14 protein-coding genes are annotated in these 17,417 nt (G+C 31.5%); 10 read left to right on the forward strand and 4 right to left on the reverse strand.

From position 1 onward, the window contains the following. The first annotated feature begins 24 nt into the window (after positions 1-24). Positions 25-2,793 (forward strand): VPS10 domain-containing protein, encoded by a 2,769-nt coding sequence (locus BM335_RS05430; protein WP_090224070.1) that lies wholly within the window; start codon positions 25-27, stop codon positions 2,791-2,793. Positions 2,794-2,863: 70 nt separating this feature from the next. Here the strand turns inward: BM335_RS05430 and BM335_RS05435 are convergent, their stop codons facing one another. Next, a complete protein-coding gene (locus tag BM335_RS05435) occupies positions 2,864-6,106 on the reverse strand; it encodes a WD40/YVTN/BNR-like repeat-containing protein (RefSeq protein ID WP_090223995.1) in 3,243 nt (1,080 codons plus the stop codon). A 167-nt stretch (positions 6,107-6,273) separates the two neighbouring features. Here BM335_RS05435 and BM335_RS05440 point away from each other — a divergent pair, with 167 nt between their 5' ends. The 8 genes from BM335_RS05440 (at position 6,274) to BM335_RS05475 (ending at position 13,060) form a co-directional block, all read left to right on the forward strand. Then, positions 6,274-6,951 (forward strand): succinate dehydrogenase cytochrome b subunit, encoded by a 678-nt coding sequence (locus tag BM335_RS05440; protein WP_090223998.1) that lies wholly within the window; start codon positions 6,274-6,276, stop codon positions 6,949-6,951. A gap of 12 nt (positions 6,952-6,963) precedes the next feature. Then, complete coding sequence (locus tag BM335_RS05445) at positions 6,964-8,967, forward strand: fumarate reductase/succinate dehydrogenase flavoprotein subunit (protein WP_090224000.1); 2,004 nt, start codon at positions 6,964-6,966, stop codon at positions 8,965-8,967. Positions 8,968-8,976: 9 nt separating this feature from the next. Then, complete coding sequence (locus BM335_RS05450; protein WP_090224002.1) at positions 8,977-9,720, forward strand: succinate dehydrogenase/fumarate reductase iron-sulfur subunit; 744 nt, start codon at positions 8,977-8,979, stop codon at positions 9,718-9,720. A gap of 126 nt (positions 9,721-9,846) precedes the next feature. After that, on the forward strand, positions 9,847-10,359 hold the full coding sequence (locus BM335_RS05455; RefSeq protein ID WP_090224005.1) for a DUF2975 domain-containing protein: 513 nt from the start codon (positions 9,847-9,849) through the stop codon (positions 10,357-10,359). Between the two features lie 2 nt (positions 10,360-10,361). After that, positions 10,362-10,583, forward strand: coding sequence for a helix-turn-helix domain-containing protein (locus tag BM335_RS05460; RefSeq protein WP_090224008.1), 222 nt, complete (start codon positions 10,362-10,364; stop codon positions 10,581-10,583). A 28-nt stretch (positions 10,584-10,611) separates the two neighbouring features. Further along, positions 10,612-11,769: a methionine aminotransferase gene (locus BM335_RS05465; RefSeq protein ID WP_090224010.1), complete on the forward strand. Its 1,158-nt coding sequence runs from the start codon at positions 10,612-10,614 to the stop codon at positions 11,767-11,769. 28 nt (positions 11,770-11,797) lie between these two features. Continuing rightward, on the forward strand, positions 11,798-12,274 hold the full coding sequence (locus BM335_RS15675; RefSeq protein ID WP_090224013.1) for a hypothetical protein: 477 nt from the start codon (positions 11,798-11,800) through the stop codon (positions 12,272-12,274). 6 nt (positions 12,275-12,280) lie between these two features. Beyond that, positions 12,281-13,060 (forward strand): amidohydrolase, encoded by a 780-nt coding sequence (locus BM335_RS05475; protein ID WP_090224016.1) that lies wholly within the window; start codon positions 12,281-12,283, stop codon positions 13,058-13,060. Between the two features lie 32 nt (positions 13,061-13,092). On the opposite strand, the gene BM335_RS05480 is transcribed toward BM335_RS05475, so the two are convergent. The 3 genes from BM335_RS05480 to BM335_RS05490 are packed head-to-tail and all read right to left on the reverse strand — an operon-like array spanning position 13,093 to position 15,324. Beyond that, positions 13,093-14,088 (reverse strand): acyl-ACP desaturase, encoded by a 996-nt coding sequence (locus BM335_RS05480; protein WP_090224018.1) that lies wholly within the window; start codon positions 14,086-14,088, stop codon positions 13,093-13,095. 26 nt (positions 14,089-14,114) lie between these two features. Then, positions 14,115-14,846, reverse strand: a complete 732-nt coding sequence (locus BM335_RS05485; protein ID WP_090224020.1) for a lysophospholipid acyltransferase family protein — start codon at positions 14,844-14,846, stop codon at positions 14,115-14,117. Between the two features lie 52 nt (positions 14,847-14,898). Next, complete coding sequence (locus BM335_RS05490) at positions 14,899-15,324, reverse strand: hypothetical protein (protein WP_245780613.1); 426 nt, start codon at positions 15,322-15,324, stop codon at positions 14,899-14,901. Positions 15,325-15,518: 194 nt separating this feature from the next. On the opposite strand from BM335_RS05490, the gene BM335_RS05495 reads away from it, so the two are divergent. Then, the coding region (locus BM335_RS05495; protein WP_177219161.1) for an endonuclease at positions 15,519-17,417 on the forward strand (1,899 nt) is incomplete at its 3' end.

Here is a 17,417-nt window from a genome sequence, read left to right on the forward strand (position 1 = left end):
ATGTACCAAAATCAAACTTTTATAATGAAAAAGCAATACTTTTTATGGCTGTTTTTATGTCTTTTTTTAGAAATAAATGCACAAACTTCTTTAGTTAAAAATGTACCATTTGTAAATATTGGTCCTACAATTATGAGCGGTAGAATTGTAGATGTAGATGTTAATCCAAATAAACCAACTGAATTTTATGCCGCATACGCTTCAGGAGGTTTGTGGTTTACAAATAACAACGGAACGTCTTTTACTTCTGTAACTGAAAACGCACCAACTCAAAACATGGGAGATGTTGCAGTAGATTGGAATAACGGAACCATATGGATTGGCACGGGCGAAAGTAATTCGTCACGTTCTTCGTATGCAGGTATTGGCATTTTAAAAAGTATAGATAAAGGTAAAACTTGGCAAAACGTTGGGTTAAAAAATTCACAGCATATTGGTAGAATTATCATCAATAAAAATAATCCAAATGAAGTGGTGGTTGGTGTAATTGGTAATTTATACACACCAAATGCAGAACGAGGAATTTTTAAAACTTCTGATGGTGGCAAAACTTGGAAAAGTGTTTTATTTATTGATGAAAATACCGGTGTAATAGACATCAGTGCTTCACCCACAAATTCAAATATTTTATACGCAGCTACTTGGGAACGAAACCGGAAAGCCTGGAATTTTGATGGAGATGGCGAAAATTCTGCTATTTATAAAAGTACAGATGCAGGAGAAACTTGGAGTAAATTAACCATTGAAGGAAACGGATTTCCAACTGGAGATGGAATTGGGCGTATTGGTTTGGCAGCTTTTAATGATGATATTATTTATGCTTTATTAGATAATCAATTTTTGAGACCCGAAGAAGTGAAAAAAGAATCAGAAGGTTTAAAAAAGGATGATTTACGAAATATGAGCACTTCAGACTTTTTGAAATTGGAAAATAAAAAGTTGAATTTATATTTAAAAGAAAATGATTTCGATTCAAAATATACAGCGGAATCTGTAAAAGAATCAGTTAAAAAAGGGAAAATTGTTCCTAATGATTTGGTTTCGTATTTAGAAGATGCAAATTTTGTATTGTTAAATTCTGAAGTTATTGGTGCAGAGCTATATAAATCTGTTGATGGAGGTAAAACATGGTATAAAACACATGAAAATTATTTAGATGATGTTTACAGTTCCTATGGATATTATTTTGGAACAATAGCAGTGAATACATCAAATGAAAACAAAGTTTATATAGGTGGCGTTCCATTATTAAAATCTGATAATGGTGGTAAAACGTTTACATCCATCAGTAAAGATAATGTACACTCAGATCATCAATCTATTTGGGTAAACCCAATTTTGCAAGGTCATTTAATTAATGGAAACGATGGCGGAATTAATATTACGTACGATGATGGAGATAATTGGATAAAGAATAATCAACCAGCTGTAGGACAGTTTTATTCCGTAAATGTTGATAATCAAAAACCATATAATGTATATGGCGGATTGCAAGATAATGGTGTTTGGTACGGACCTAGTAATTACGAGGCTTCTAAACGATGGGAATCAAACGGTGATTATCCCTATAAAAGTATTGGAGGTGGTGATGGAATGCAAGTTCAGATTGATAACAGAGATCATAATGTTGTGTATGCTGGAAGTCAATTTGGGTATTATTATCGTGTAAATTTGAAAACCAATGAACGAGTTAACATTCATCCAAAACACGAATTAGGAGATTCACCATACAGATATAATTGGCAAACACCTATTTTATTATCGCCTCATAATCAAGATATTTTGTATATGGGCGCTAATAAATTATTACGTTCCATGGATAAAGGAGAAACTTTTGATGTTATTTCTGAAGATTTAACCACTGGTGGAAAAAAAGGAAATGTACCTTATGGAACACTTACTGCAATCTCTGAAAGTCCGTTTCAATTTGGATTTATTTATGTTGGAAGCGATGATGGTTATGTAAATGTAACTATAAACGGTGGAGGAAGTTGGGTGCGAATTTCAGATAATTTACCACAAGGTCTTTGGGTTTCTAGAGTTATTGCATCACAACATGAAAAAGAAAGAGTATATGTAACTATAAATGGTTACAGAAACGATGATTTTAAACCTTATATTTTTGTAAGCGAAAATATGGGTAAATCATGGGAAAGTATTCAAGGTAATTTACCAAATTTCCCAATAAATGTGGTAAAAGAAGATCCTGAAGATGAAAATACATTGTATTTAGGAACTGATAATGAATTGTATGTTACTTTTGATAAAGGTAAAAACTGGCAAGTTTTTTCAAATGGAATACCAAAAGTTGCAGTTCATGATTTAGTGATTCAAAAGGAGGCGAAAGATTTAGTTGTTGGAACGCACGGTCGCTCTATTTACAAAGCAAACGTTTCAGCTTTGCAACAATTCAATAAAATAAAAGATAAGAACTCCGCTATTTTTGAAATTCCTACAATTCGTTATTCATCGCGTTGGGGAAGTTCTTGGGGACAATGGTATGATGTTAATTTACCAAGTGTAACAATTCCATTTTACGCTGCTAATGAAGGAAATTTAAAAATTACTATTAGTACAGAAGATAATTTAGAACTAAACCAATATCAAGTAAAAGCAGAAAAAGGTTTTAATTATTTTGAGTATGATTTATCAGTAGTTGATAAAAAGGCAATTATTGCACTAACCAAAAAAGACGCATCTTATAAAAAAGCTAAAAATGATGTTTATTATTTACCAAAAGGAAAATATATTGTAAAAATTGGTGAAGAAAAACAGGTTTTTGAAGTGAAGTAAAATGTAACAAATCTCATTGGTTTTTAACTTTAAAAACAAAAGGCTCAAATAATTCATTTGAGCCTTTTGTTTATTCATATTTAAATTCTTCAATATCAGTAAAAGGAGATAATTTTAAATCTTTTACAGAATCTTTATAAGAAATCCAATCCGATTTATAAAATTCATTAATTTTTGAAATTACTTCTTTAACTTTTTCATCAGCATTTTTTATCAATGTTGTTTCTGTTAAACCTGGTAATTGCTGTAAGGAATTTACATAACTCCTTGCTGTGTATAAATAAGAAATGGTGCTCGGAAATTCGGTGTCGGTAATACCTTGTCTGTCATCTTCTTTCCCTAATAAATCATCTAATAAACCATTAATTTTAGTTATAATTTCTTTATGGTTTTTAAGTAAATCTTCAAATTTATCCGTTTTTAATGCTATAATTCTTTTTTGATAATCTTCAACAATTTCTTTTGAAGCAAGTAGGCGTTGACTGGCATCACCTGCAATTCCTATTTTATTTTCTAATGCTTTTAATAAATTGTACTTACTTTTTAAAACTTCAAATGAAATGCTAATTCTAGGATCATATTTTACTTCAATTTTTTCTGAAACAGTTTCATTTCCAAAATGTAGTTTTATTGTATAATTTCCTGGTAAAACTGTTACGCCACCTGGTTCAGAAGCTTTTTCCGATACTTTTCTTCTTGAAGGTCCTCTTGTTCCTTTTTCTTCTAATCGCCAGTACATTCTATGCAGTCCATTTTCTTTTGGTGCTTTGTATTTGACACTTCGTATTAACTCATTTTTATCATTGTAAACTTCAAAGAAAATAGTATCAAATTTAACTGCTGGTTTTTCTTCTTTTATAGCAGTTTCAGTTGTTGCTTTTTTATTCTTTTTGTCTGAAGTTTCTTCTGTTTTTTTAATTTCTGGTTTGTTTATACTATACGTAATCATGGCGCCACCATTTTTATTTTCTCCATTAAAAATGGCATTTGCTCCAAAACGTGTTCCTGAGGGTTGTTGCGTTTCAGTAATAAATGCTGTTGGAGGCGTAAATAGGTGTATTTTTTTATCTAAAAGTTGTTTGCCTTCTTTTGCAATAGCTCTTAATGGTCTAATATCATCTAAAACATAAATAGCTCTACCAAAAGTACCAATTACTAAATCGTGCTCGCGAGGTTGAATTGTTAAATCCATTGTTGAAACATTTGGATAGTTGCCGTTCCATTTTGTCCAGTTTTTACCTTCATCAATGCTCACATATAAGCCATATTCTGTTCCTAAAAATTGAAGATTTGGAACTTCTAAATCTTGAATAAAAGATAATGTGTATCCAAAAGTTTCATCTTTATCTTCTACTAAATTTTCCCAAGTTTTTCCAAAATCACGTGTTCTAAATAAATATGGTTTAAAATCGAATTGGCGATAATTATTTACAATTACATAAGCTTCTGCTTTATTAAATTTTGAAGCTCTTATTTGTGCAACCCAAGCCTCTTTTGGTATATTCTTTATGTTTTTTGAAACATTTTCCCAAGTTTTTCCTCCGTCTTGAGTTAATTGAATATTTCCATCATCGGTTCCTACCCAAAGTATATTTTCATCAAAAGTACTTGGTTCAATTGCTAAAATGGTACAATGGTTTTCGGCTCCTGTAGCGTCCATGGTTATTCCGCCGCTTTCGTGTTGTTTTTGTTTATCAGGATTATTGGTAGTTAAATCTGGCGAAATGATTTCCCAAGTATAACCTTTGTTGGTTGATTTATGCACAAACTGACTCCCAAAATAAATAGTTTCATTATCAATAGGATTCATAGCAATTGCTGAATTCCAATTAAAACGCAATTTAATAGCAGGATTTGGATGTGTTGGCCGAATGATTTTAGAATTTCCAGTAACCTTATCATACCTAGTAACAAAACCTTGTTGCGACATAGAATATCCAAATCTAGAATCTTTTGGATCTGGAACTACATCAAAACCATCTCCAAACTGAATTTCTTGCCAATAGGAATTACGTATACCTTGATCTTTTAAAACATACGCTGGGCCAGCCCAAGAGCCGTTATCTTGCAATCCGCCATACACATTGTAAGGAAAATCGTTATCTACATTAATATGATAAAATTGCCCAACTGGTAAATTCTCAACAAAACGCCAAGTTTTACCTCTATCATGTGTAATATTTAAGCCGCCATCGTTTCCGTCAATCATATAATTTGGATTTGTTGGATGAATCCACCACGCATGATGATCTGGGTGAACGCCAACCGATGTTCCGTAAGCAGGCATTAATTGGTTAAAAGATTTTCCGCCATCTTCACTCACATTTACATAGGTAAAAACAGTATAAATTCTGTTTTCATTTGATGGATCAACTGCAAGATCAGAATAATAAAAAGGTCTGTTTCCAATGCCTTCAGATCCTCTTCCGCTTGATTTATCATTAACTAACTTCCAATTAATTCCGCCATCTTCAGATTTGTACAAACCATTTTTTTTAGCTTCAACTAATGCATATACAATTTTTGGGTTATTAGCTGCTATTGCTAATCCAATTCTTCCTAAATTTCCTTCAGGTAAACCGTCTTTATCAGTTAGTTTTTTCCAATTTTCACCGCCATTATAAGTTATATATAATCCTGAACCTTCACCGCCAGAATTAAATGTCCAAGGTTTGCGTTCATGCTCCCACATGGCAGCAATTAATTTATTTGGATTAGATGGATCCACAACTAAATCGGCACATCCAGTTTTATTATTTACAAACAACGATTTTTCCCAAGTTTTGCCTCCATCGGTAGTTTTATACACACCACGTTCTGGATGTGCTCCCCAAGGAGAACCGATTGCAGCAACATAAACAGTATTAGGATTGTCTTTATCAATAACTATTCTGTGTATATTTCTTGTTTTTTCTAAACCAACCAGTTGCCAGGTTTTTCCAGCATCTAAACTTTTGTATAAGCCGTAGCCGCCAGTTAAACTATTTCTAGGATTTCCTTCACCAGTTCCTACCCAAATTACATCAGGATTACTTTGTTGAATTGAAACAGCACCAATTGATAAGGCTAATTGTTTATCAAAAATTGGTTCCCAAGCTATTCCGCCACTTTCAGATTTCCACAAACCACCAGATGCAGAGCCTGCATAAATAATTTCAGGGCTTTTAGTAACTACATCTATTGCGGTAATTCTACCACTCATTCCTGCTGGACCAATAGCGCGTGGTTTTATGTTTTTAAATTTTTCTATATCAAATTGTTGTGCATTTAAGCAAATAGAAATAAATAGGAAAATGGAAGTTAGTTTTTTCATAAAAAATTAGAGTAGAATGGTTTAGCAGACTAATTTAAATAAATTAAGTTAATTATAAATAAATTGTTATTTTTATAATCATTCTAAATAGACTTTAAAGGTGAATTTATCTTTTAGGAAAAAAAAGGAAATAGTATCTTTGATGTTTTAAAAAAATTATATAAAAAATGAGCGGATTTTTATCTTCATCAATCGCAAGAAAAGTAGCCATGGCGTTGTCAGCACTTTTCTTAATTTTTTTCTTGATTATTCATTTAGCGGTAAACCTAACTTCATTATTTAGTGAAGAGGCATTTAATCAAGCTTCTCATTTTATGGGAACAAATCCATTAATTCAGTTTGCATTGCAACCAATACTTATTTTTGGCGTAGTTTTTCATTTTGTGATGGGTTTTGTGTTAGAGTTAAAGAACAGAGCTTCAAGAAATGTAAATTATGTAAAATATAATGGTGCAGCTAGTGCTTCTTGGATGTCAAGAAATATGGCAATTAGTGGCGGTGTTATTTTAGCATTTATTGTAATTCACTTTTTAGATTTTTGGATTCCAGAATTAAATACCAAATATGTCGTAGGAGATATGAGTGGTTATATAGAAGGAACTACAAATTATCGTTATTATGAAGAATTGCAGCACAAATTTGCTAGTCCTGTAAAAGTTGGAATCTATGTAGTTGCTTTTGTATTATTGGCATTACATTTAATGCACGGTTTTCAATCGGCGTTTCAATCAATAGGATTTAATAACAAGTATACAAGTTGCGTAAAATCACTAGGAAAATGGTATTCAATACTTATTCCACTTGGATTTATCATAATTGCATTATTTCACCATTTTAACCATTAATCTTAAGAGAATATGACTACTTTAAATTCAAGAGTACCAGAAGGTCCAATAAAAGATAAATGGACACAATATAAAGATCACATTAACTTAGTAAACCCAGCAAATAAGCGTAATATTGATATTATTGTGGTTGGAACAGGTTTAGCCGGTGGTTCAGCCGCAGCAACTTTAGCTGAGTTAGGATATAACGTAAAAGCATTTGCTTACCAAGATTCTCCGCGTAGAGCGCATTCAATTGCAGCACAAGGAGGTATCAACGCAGCAAAAAATTATATGGGCGATGGAGATTCAAACTATCGTTTATTTTACGACACTGTAAAAGGTGGCGATTACCGTTCACGCGAAGCAAACGTACATCGTTTAGCTGAAGTTTCAGGTGCTATTATTGACCAATGTGTGGCGCAAGGAGTTCCTTTTGCGCGTGATTATGGTGGATTGTTAGATAATCGTTCATTTGGTGGAGTTTTAGTATCTAGAACTTTTTATGCAAAAGGACAAACAGGGCAACAGTTATTACTAGGTTGTTATTCTGCAATGAACCGGCAAATTGCTCGTGGAAAAATTGATATGTACAATCGTCATGAAATGTTAGACGTTGTAAAAATTGATGGAAAAGCGAGAGGAATTATTGCTCGTGATTTGGTAACAGGAAAAATTGAGCGCCACTCTGCACATGCAGTTGTAATTGCAACAGGTGGTTACGGTAATGTTTATTTCCTGTCAACAAATGCAATGGGTTCTAATGCCACGGCTGCTTGGAAAATTCATAAAAAAGGCGCGTTTTTTGCAAATCCTTGTTTTACACAAATTCACCCAACGTGTATTCCTCGTTCGGGAGATTACCAAAGTAAATTAACGTTAATGTCTGAATCATTACGTAATGATGGTAGAATTTGGGTTCCTGCAAAAATTGAAGATGCTAAAGCAATTCAACAAGGAAAATTAAAACCTACGGCAATTGCAGAAGAAGATAGAGATTACTACTTAGAAAGAAGATATCCTGCATTTGGTAACTTAGTGCCTCGTGATGTTGCTTCAAGAGCTGCAAAAGAGCGTTGTGACGCTGGTTATGGTGTAAATGCTACAGGTGAAGCTGTATATTTAGATTTTGCTGCTGCAATACAAAGATATGGTAGTGAAAAAGCAAAAGTGCAAGGGCTACACAATCCTTCAAAAGAAGAAATTACAAAATTAGGTGAAGCAGTTATTGAAGAGAAATATGGAAACTTATTCCAAATGTATGAGAAAATTGTAGATGAAAATCCATACAAAACACCTATGATGATTTATCCAGCAACTCACTATACAATGGGTGGCGTTTGGGTTGATTACAATTTAATGACAACTGTTCCTGGTTTATATTGTATTGGAGAAGCAAACTTTTCTGATCACGGAGCTAACCGTTTAGGAGCATCTGCATTAATGCAAGGGTTAGCTGACGGATATTTTGTATTGCCTTATACTATTGGTGATTATTTAGCTGATGATATTAGAACAGGTAAAATTCCTACTGATAGCCCAGAGTTTGATGAAGTTGAAAAATCTGTAAGAGATCAATTAGAATTCTTTGTGAACAATAAAGGAACTCATTCTGTAGATTATTTCCATAAAAAATTAGGAAATGTAATGTGGAATAAAGTTGGAATGGCTCGTAATGAAAAAGGATTAAAAGAAGCAATAAAAGAAATTCAAGAAATTCGTGAAGATTTTTGGAAAAATGTTAAAGTACCAGGAAGTTTAAATGAGTTAAACCCTGAATTAGAAAAAGCAGGTAGAGTAGCTGATTTCTTAGAATTAGGAGAATTATTTGCGAAAGATGCTTTACATCGTGAAGAGTCATGTGGAGGTCACTTTAGAGAAGAGCACGTTACTGAGGATGGAGAAGCAAAACGTGATGATGCCAACTTTGCATATGTTGCAGCTTGGGAATATACAGGAAAACCAAGTGAAGCAATTTTACATAAGGAACAATTAGAATTTAAAGATATCGAATTAAAAACTCGTTCATATAAATAAGAAGACATTATGAATTTAACGTTAAAAATTTGGAGACAAAAAGGACCTCAAGATAAAGGTCAAATGGTCGAATATAAAGTTACCGATATTTCAGAACATATGTCATTTTTAGAAATGATGGACGTGTTGAATGAACAATTGGTAGCGAAAGATGAAGTGCCAATTGCATTTGATCACGATTGTAGAGAAGGTATTTGTGGTATGTGTTCATTACATATTAATGGTGAACCACACGGGCCAGACAGAGGAATTACTACGTGTCAGTTACATATGCGTACTTTTAAAGATGGTGATACAATTTATATTGAACCTTGGAGAGCAAAAGCATTTCCAGTAATTAAAGATTTAATTGTAGATCGTATGGCTTTTGAACGTATTCAACAAGCTGGTGGTTACATTTCTGTAAATACTTCAGGAAACACACAAGATGCTAATGCAATCCCAATTTCTAAACATAACGCAGATTTATCTATGGATGCTGCAGCATGTATTGGTTGTGGAGCTTGTGTTGCTAGTTGTAAAAACTCTTCAGCAATGTTATTTGTTTCTGCAAAAGTATCTCAGTTTGCATTATTACCTCAAGGTAAAGTTGAAGCTGCAGATAGAGTTAGAAATATGGTTAAGCAAATGGATGAAGAAGGTTTTGGTAACTGTACCAATACTGGAGCGTGTGAAGTTGAATGTCCTAAAGGAATTTCTTTAGAAAACATTGCACGTATGAACCGTGAATATTTAAAAGCTAGTATTATTTAGTTTTTAAAATATATAAATTTAGAAAAACCTGTTTTAGAAATAAAACAGGTTTTTTTATTGATTTATGGAAAATAATTATTGTTATTCGATAATTATTTATATTTTTGAGTTACTAAATTATATATAATGAGAAAACTTAAAATTTTAAAAGCATTAGTTGATTTACTTTGGATCTTTTCAATGATTTCTGTAGTTGCCATAGTGGTGTTTACTGTAGTTGTTTTTTTAGATATAGGTTTCGCAGACTTAGATTTCAATATTAACGGTGTTCAAATTGAAATTATAGATAACGTTACAAAATTTTTACTGCTAGTATTAATGATATCATATTTAATTGTAATTTATTGTCTATATCTTTTTAGAGAGGTGATCAAATATTTTTATTTGTTAAAAATATTTGATGAAGTTGTGTTAAAAAACTTTAATAAAATTGGCTATTTATTAATAACTTCTGCTATTTTAACGGGTATAACAACAACCTTTTATAAAGTTTATTATATGCATAAAGTTACGGCTGCTTTTAACTTTACCTTTAGCCCGTTTATCTTATTAATATGTTTTGGATTATTTTTTATGGTTTTAAGTGAAATTTTTGGAATGTCAAAAAAATTAAAAGAAGAAAACGAATTAACTATTTAAGTATGTCAATAATTGTAAATCTTGATGTAATGCTTGCTACTCGAAAAATGAAAAGCATTGAATTGGCTGAAAAAATTGGAATTACAACCGCAAATTTATCAATCTTAAAATCGGGTAAAGCTAAAGCAATTCGTTTTTCGACTTTAGAAGCCATTTGTAAAGAGTTAGATTGTCAGCCAGGAGATATTTTAGCATTTTCTTCTGATGAATCAGCGGATATTTAGTACATTTAAGTTCTAAAATTTAAATTAAATGCCTTCATATACTAATACTTTTGTGTCTAAACTACCAGAAGTACCAACATCTATTTTTTCTGTAATGAGTACATTGGCCATTAAGCACAATGCTTTAAACTTATCACAGGGTTTTCCAAATTTTGAAAGTGATTCAAAACTAATAGAGGCGGTTAACAAGGCCATGAATGATGGAAAAAACCAATACGCACCAATGCCTGGTGTTTTTAGTTTGCGAAAAGCGATAGCTACCAAAATGGAAAATTTATATGGTGTTTCTTACAATCCTGAAACTGAAATTACCATTACAGCAGGAGCAACGCAAGCAATTTTTACAGCAATTGCCGCAACAATTAAAAAAGATGATGAGGTTATTATTTTTAAACCAGCCTATGATTCTTATGAACCAACTATTCAGCTTTTTGGTGGAAAAACTATTGCGGTTCAGTTAAATCCGGAAGATTTTAAAATTGACTGGAAATTGGTAAAAGGGTTGATTTCTGATAAAACTAAAATGATTATCATTAACACACCACACAATCCATCAGGAAGAATTTTAACAAAACAAGATATGTTGCAATTAGAAACATTACTTAAAAATACCAATATTATATTATTAAGTGATGAGGTGTATGAACATATTATTTTTGATGGAGAACAACATCAATCAGCAGCTTTATTTCCTGCTTTGGCCGAAAGAGCCTTTATTACAGCTTCTTTCGGAAAAACATTTCATAATACAGGTTGGAAAGTTGGCTATTGTTTGGCACCAAAGGAATTAATGGATGAATTTAGAAAAGTACATCAATTTAATGTGTTTAGTGTAAATCATCCAACACAAGTTGCATTAGCTGAACATTTAAAAACACCCAATAATTATTTAGAGTTAAACAGTTTTTATCAACAGAAAAGAGATTTATTTTTAAGCTTAATTAAAGATTCGAAATTTGAATTTATACCTTCAAAAGGAACTTATTTTCAACTGCTAAATTTTAAAAATATTACTGATGAAAGCGATTATGATTTTGCAGTTCGCTTAACTCAGGAACAAAAAATAGCAGCTATTCCAATTTCTGTTTTTAATCAACATAAGTTAGATACCAAAGTTTTACGTTTTTGTTTTGCAAAAACAGATGAAACTTTAAAACAAGCAGCTTCCATTTTAAATTCAATTTAATTTGTATTTTAGTTTAAATAAGAAAATTATGAAAACATTAAAAAGTATTATAACTACACTTTTCCTTTTTGCAGTTTGTATAAATTATGCGCAAAAAGTTGAGTATGATGGAGTAACCTATTTGGTGAAAGGAAATGCTATTTTTATGAATAAAATTGATGTAACCAACACTTTATCACCAGAACAACAAGTTGTAATTAAAAATAAATTAAGTGAAGAAATTTTAGCTAATAAAAAGTTAAAAGCAGCTGAAAAGGCTCAAAAAAAAGCTGAAAAAGCTCAAAATAAAGCCGAAAAAAAAGAAAAAGCAGCCGAAGAACAGATTAAAAAAGCAGAAAAAGCAAAAGATAAATATACTGATGCTCAAAATAAATATGAAAACGAACTTAAAAAGCATCAGAAATTACAGGAAAAAGGAAAATTATCTCCGGAAGATGAAGTTAAATGGCAAAAAAAACTGGGCGATTTAAAAAGCAAAATTGATAAGCTTAAAAAAAAGTTGTAATTATTTATGAATAGATTTTTAAATATTGTTTTAATACAATCAGACATTTTTTGGCAAAACAGTGCTAAAAATTTGGTAAAATATTCTAAGAGAATAAGCGAAATTAAAGAAGAAGTAGACATTATTATTTTACCCGAAATGTTTACCACAGGTTTTAGTATGCAACCTAAAGATATTGCCGAGCAAATGGATGGAAACACTGTGCAATGGATGATTACAACATCTAAAAAAACAAATGCTGCTATTTGTGGAAGTGTAATTATACAAGAAGATGGTAAGTACTATAACAGGTTTTTATTTGTACATCCTTCAGGAGAGGTAAATTATTACAATAAAAGACATTTATTTACATTAGCCGGAGAAGAAAAGGTGTATACTGCTGGTGAACATAAATTGATAGTTAATTATAAAGGCTGGAAAATTTGCCCATTAGTTTGTTATGATTTACGTTTTCCTGTTTGGGCAAGAAATGTAGAAGATTATGATATTTTATTATATGTAGCAAATTGGCCAAAACCAAGAATTAACGCTTGGGATACATTATTGCCAGCCAGAGCTATTGAAAATATGTGCTACACTATTGGTGTGAATAGAGTAGGAGTTGATGCAAGTAGATTGGAATATAACGGTCATTCTGCAGCCTATAATTGTTTAGGTGAACAACTAATAAATGCTTTACTCGATGAAGAAGATGTAATATCTTTTACAATAGATAAAACACATATTTCAACAACAAGAAATAAACTTAATTTTTTAAAAGATAAAGACACTTTCAAAATTTTATAAAAAAAGCTCCAAATTAATTTGGAGCTTTTTTGTTATACTAATGGATTCATCCATTTAAATTGGTATTCGGTTTTTGGGACTACAATTCTTTCTGTAATTCGGTACATACGTTCAGGTAATTTCATTAAATAATCTCTGGCTTTTTCTGCTTCAGGTGTTAAACCAGTAATTTTGTCTATTTCCCAACTTGTATTTAATTTTTTTATGATATCAACATAATCAAATCCAGTGTATACACCAATGCGTTGTGCAACTGCTGAAAATTGATCAAAAATACTTCCTTTTGCTTCTGAGGAATGTCTTAAATGCATAGCAGGCATTACAATTTTATGTTTCATCATGTGCTGAAAAGCTAACATCATTTCACTTGGGTCGTGTTGAAAAATTTGCTTTACAAATTCTGTATATGCTAAATGGTGACGCATTTCATCACCTGCAATTATTTTAGACATTTTTGCCAACATTTTATGACCATTTTGACGTGCAATTTTAGCAACATTATTATGAGAAATGTAGGTTGCCAATTCTTGAAAACTAGTATATACAAAGTTTTTATATGGATCGCGAGACGTGCCAATATCAAATCCGTCTGCAATTAAATGCTGTGTTGTAATTTCAACCTCTCGAATATTCACTCTTCCAGAAAGGTATAAATATTTATTTAAAACATCTCCGTGTCTGTTTTCTTCGCCGGTCCAAGCTCTAATCCATTTTGCCCAACCATTATCTTTTCCTTCATTAGAGTGTTGAGATATTCCTTCAATATCTAATAACCATGATTCGTATGTTGGTAATGCTTCTTCGGTAATGGTATCACCAACTAATACAACCCAAAAGTCGTTATGCATTTCTTTTGATAATTCTTGAATTTCTTTTACTTCATTTAAAAAAGTACTGCTTTGTGAGTTGGGTAAAAAATCTGTTGGTTGCCAAATTTTTTCAGGACTAATTAAGAATTTTTCTACAAAAGTATCAATATTTTTTTCTAAGGTGCGCATCACCTCTAACCTTACGTTATGTGCTGACATGTTTTGATTTTTAGTTTAGTAGGTTGCTAAACTACGGAATTTTTAATAGTAGTTTCAACTTTTTCAAAAAGTTTCTCAAATTCCATACTGTCTGCTTTAATAGCTTCATGAAATTCAAAGGTTACATTTATTCCTATTCCAAGCGGAAACATGCCATGTTTATTTACTTTCCAACAGTTGTTAATTGTTACTGGAATTATGTAGGCTGAAGGTGCAAATTTGGTGAGCATTTTCAAGCCATTTTCTGAAAATCGTTTTGGAACACCATCTTTACTTCTGGTGCCTTCTGGGTAAATTACAGCTGCGTAGTTATTTTTTTCAATATACTGAGCAAATTCTTTAATTGCAGTTAAAGATTGTCTTGGGTCTTTTCTGTCAATTAAAACAGATCCTCCGTGTCTTAAATTATATGAAATACTAGGAAGCCCTTTTCCTAATTCTATTTTTGAAATAAATTTTGGATGGTATTTTTTAAGATAACATGACATTGGAGAAATATCATGCATACTTTGGTGGTTTGATACTATTATTAAAGGTACGTTTTTAGGAATTTTAAATTTATTTATAAATGTTACCCTGTTTCCTAAAATTAATAAAAGGTATGTAAAAGTACAGTTCATTAAATCTACAGCAATTTTATGCCCTTTATACTTTCCAAAAGTATTACCTAACCATTGTAATACGTGGAAGACTAATAATAAGGTTCCGTAGAAAAAATAAAAAATAATAGAAAGTATGTATGATAAAATTTTTTTCATAATTACAAAAAACAAAATCCTAAGCGTTAACTTAGGATGTATTTAATATTTTTTACATAGAAAACCATTGCGACCAAGGAATTCTGCTTAAAATTAAAATTAAGGCAATTCCATAAAAAACAGCAATTGTTTTAAATTTTTCTGTACTTGTAGCTTTCTTTTTGTGTTTAGAAAATCCTATTGTAATTAAAGTTATTGCAATAATTCCAACCAATGGATGCTCAACTAATATTTTTCTAAGATCACTATTTTTCATTACTTCACCCATTCCAGCGCTTCTCATTGTTAAATAAAAATCGGACATATAATAAGCAATAAAACCGATAACTAATTGAATATGAGATGCAATAAGTGCAAATAGAGAAATCTTTAAATCTTTAGCAGCAAATTCTTTTTTAGAATTTAAGCCAATAATAGCATTTACAATTGCAAAAATTAAAATAATTAATACAATGTAAGCCCAGTAAGAATGAATCATTTTGGTCATAATAGTTTTGTTTTTTTAGTTGAGCACAAAAGTAGGAAAATTTAATTACTTTTTAATTTTACAATAATAGTTTGCCTATAATATTATTCACAAAATTATTTAATTCTATAAATATATAATAAGTTTGTACAAATCTTTTTTGTATCAATGAAAATTTGCACAAAAATTAATTAAACCATTTTAAAGTGAAAAAAATTTTACGTTATTTCTTTCTGTTTTTATTTACAATTCCCACCTATAGTCAAGTTCAATCTTATTATAATGATGTTGATTTATCAAATACTGGGAACGATCTTTTTTTAGTACTATCTGCAAAATTAAAAGCAACCCATACGGGAATACCTTATACGGGTTCTCCTGTTGATGTTTGGGACGCTTGTAAAAGTGGTGATGAAGACCCTGATAATGCTGCAAATGTTTTGTTGATTTATGGTTATAACGATGATGATGGTAATTTTTCTACGGATAGAAGCCGATCAAAATTAGAGCAAGCAGGCTCATCTTATATTCCTGGAAAATGGAACCGAGAACACGTTTTTGCAAAATCATTGGCAATTCCAGCGTTAGGAACTGAAGAACCTGGCCCTGGAACGGACGTTTATAATTTAAGACCAGCTGACCAAGATAGAAATTCTACAAGAAGTAATAATAAATTTACCGATGCAAGTGGCACTTCTAGAATTATTTCAACTAACGGAGGCTGGTATCCTGGTGATGAATGGAAAGGAGATATTGCTAGAATTGTAATGTATATGTATACACGTTACAATGGTGATGGTTCTAAAGTATCTGAAACAAAATGTTTACCAATTAATGTTGGATTTGGAACAACATTAGCTGTAGATCCTAATATGATAGATTTATTTTTAAAATGGAATGTTGAAGACCCTGTTTCTACATTTGAAGAAAATAGAAACAACATTTTGGCAAACATACAAGGTAACAGAAACCCTTATGTAGATAACCCATATTTAGCAACTGTAATTTGGGGCGGATTAGCCGCTGAAGATAAATGGAACATGTCAGGTTCTTCAGATTCCGAAGCTCCTTCTGCACCAACAAATTTAGTAGCCTCTAATATTACCGATACAAGTGCAACAATTACTTGGACAGCCTCAACGGATAATACAGGGGTTTATGATTATTTAGTGTACCTAAATGGTAATTATTTAACATCATCAACTGCCACTTCTGTAAATATTTCTAATTTAAACGGAAACACTTCTTATCAAATATCAGTAAAAGCTAGAGATGCCGCTAATAATCAGTCAGAATTTAGTGCATCATATAATTTTACTACACAGGTTGGTCCAACTGTTTTATTTGAAGAAAATTTTAATAGCTGTGCCGATGTGAAATTTGTTTCGTACAATGAAGCAAGTACTAAAAATTGGGCTTGCGAAACACAATTTGGTGAAAATAATTCAGGTTCATATGGAATAAATGGTTACCAAGAAGAAGTATTAAGTAAAGATTGGTTAATTACAAAAACGCCTATTGATTTTGATGCCAATACTGGAGAAAAACTTACTTTTTATACCGATGCAGCATACGGAAATTCACCATTAGAATTAGTATATTCTATTGATTATGCTGGCGCAGGAAATCCAGCTGATTTTACTTGGCAACCAGTTCCAAATATTACCATTCCAATTAAATCAAACACCAGCAGTACAGAAGAAATTTTTAAATTTTCTAATGTTAATATTAGTTCAATTACAGGAACTGTGTATTTTGCTTTTAAATATTATTCAAACGGCGTTCCAACGCGTTGGACAGTAGATAGTTTTAAAATAACTGCTGAAAATGAAAATGAGGATACCGATAATGATGGTGTTTTAAATGTAAATGATAGTTGTCCAAATACCCCAGCAGGAGAAAGTGTTGATGCAAATGGTTGTTCAATTGGACAATTAGATGATGATAATGATGGCGTTCAAAATAGTTTAGATGTATGTCCAAATACACCAATAGGTGAAGCTGCAAATGCTACAGGTTGTTCAAGTAGCCAATTAGATGATGATAATGATGGTGTAATGAATAATGTAGATGCTTGTCCAAATACACCAACAGGAGAAACTGTT

Source organism: Lutibacter maritimus (genome assembly GCF_900116115.1).
GTDB classification, from domain to species: Bacteria; Bacteroidota; Bacteroidia; order Flavobacteriales; family Flavobacteriaceae; genus Lutibacter; species Lutibacter maritimus.

Bases quoted from the DNA above. Each gene is read 5' to 3' on its own strand.
- BM335_RS05475 (WP_090224016.1), top strand. From the start codon at position 12,281: ATGAATAGATTTTTAAATATTGTTTTAATACAATCAGACATTTTTTGG.
- BM335_RS05460 (WP_090224008.1), top strand. From the start codon at position 10,362: ATGTCAATAATTGTAAATCTTGATGTAATGCTTGCTACTCGAAAAATG.
- BM335_RS05485 (WP_090224020.1), bottom strand. From the start codon at position 14,846: ATGAAAAAAATTTTATCATACATACTTTCTATTATTTTTTATTTTTTC.
- BM335_RS05450 (WP_090224002.1), top strand. From the start codon at position 8,977: ATGAATTTAACGTTAAAAATTTGGAGACAAAAAGGACCTCAAGATAAA.
- BM335_RS05455 (WP_090224005.1), top strand. From the start codon at position 9,847: ATGAGAAAACTTAAAATTTTAAAAGCATTAGTTGATTTACTTTGGATC.
- BM335_RS05490 (WP_245780613.1), bottom strand. From the start codon at position 15,324: ATGATTCATTCTTACTGGGCTTACATTGTATTAATTATTTTAATTTTT.
- BM335_RS05480 (WP_090224018.1), bottom strand. From the start codon at position 14,088: ATGTCAGCACATAACGTAAGGTTAGAGGTGATGCGCACCTTAGAAAAA.
- BM335_RS05430 (WP_090224070.1), top strand. From the start codon at position 25: ATGAAAAAGCAATACTTTTTATGGCTGTTTTTATGTCTTTTTTTAGAA.
- BM335_RS05445 (WP_090224000.1), top strand. From the start codon at position 6,964: ATGACTACTTTAAATTCAAGAGTACCAGAAGGTCCAATAAAAGATAAA.
- BM335_RS05435 (WP_090223995.1), bottom strand. From the start codon at position 6,106: ATGAAAAAACTAACTTCCATTTTCCTATTTATTTCTATTTGCTTAAAT.
- BM335_RS05440 (WP_090223998.1), top strand. From the start codon at position 6,274: ATGAGCGGATTTTTATCTTCATCAATCGCAAGAAAAGTAGCCATGGCG.
- BM335_RS05465 (WP_090224010.1), top strand. From the start codon at position 10,612: ATGCCTTCATATACTAATACTTTTGTGTCTAAACTACCAGAAGTACCA.
- BM335_RS15675 (WP_090224013.1), top strand. From the start codon at position 11,798: ATGAAAACATTAAAAAGTATTATAACTACACTTTTCCTTTTTGCAGTT.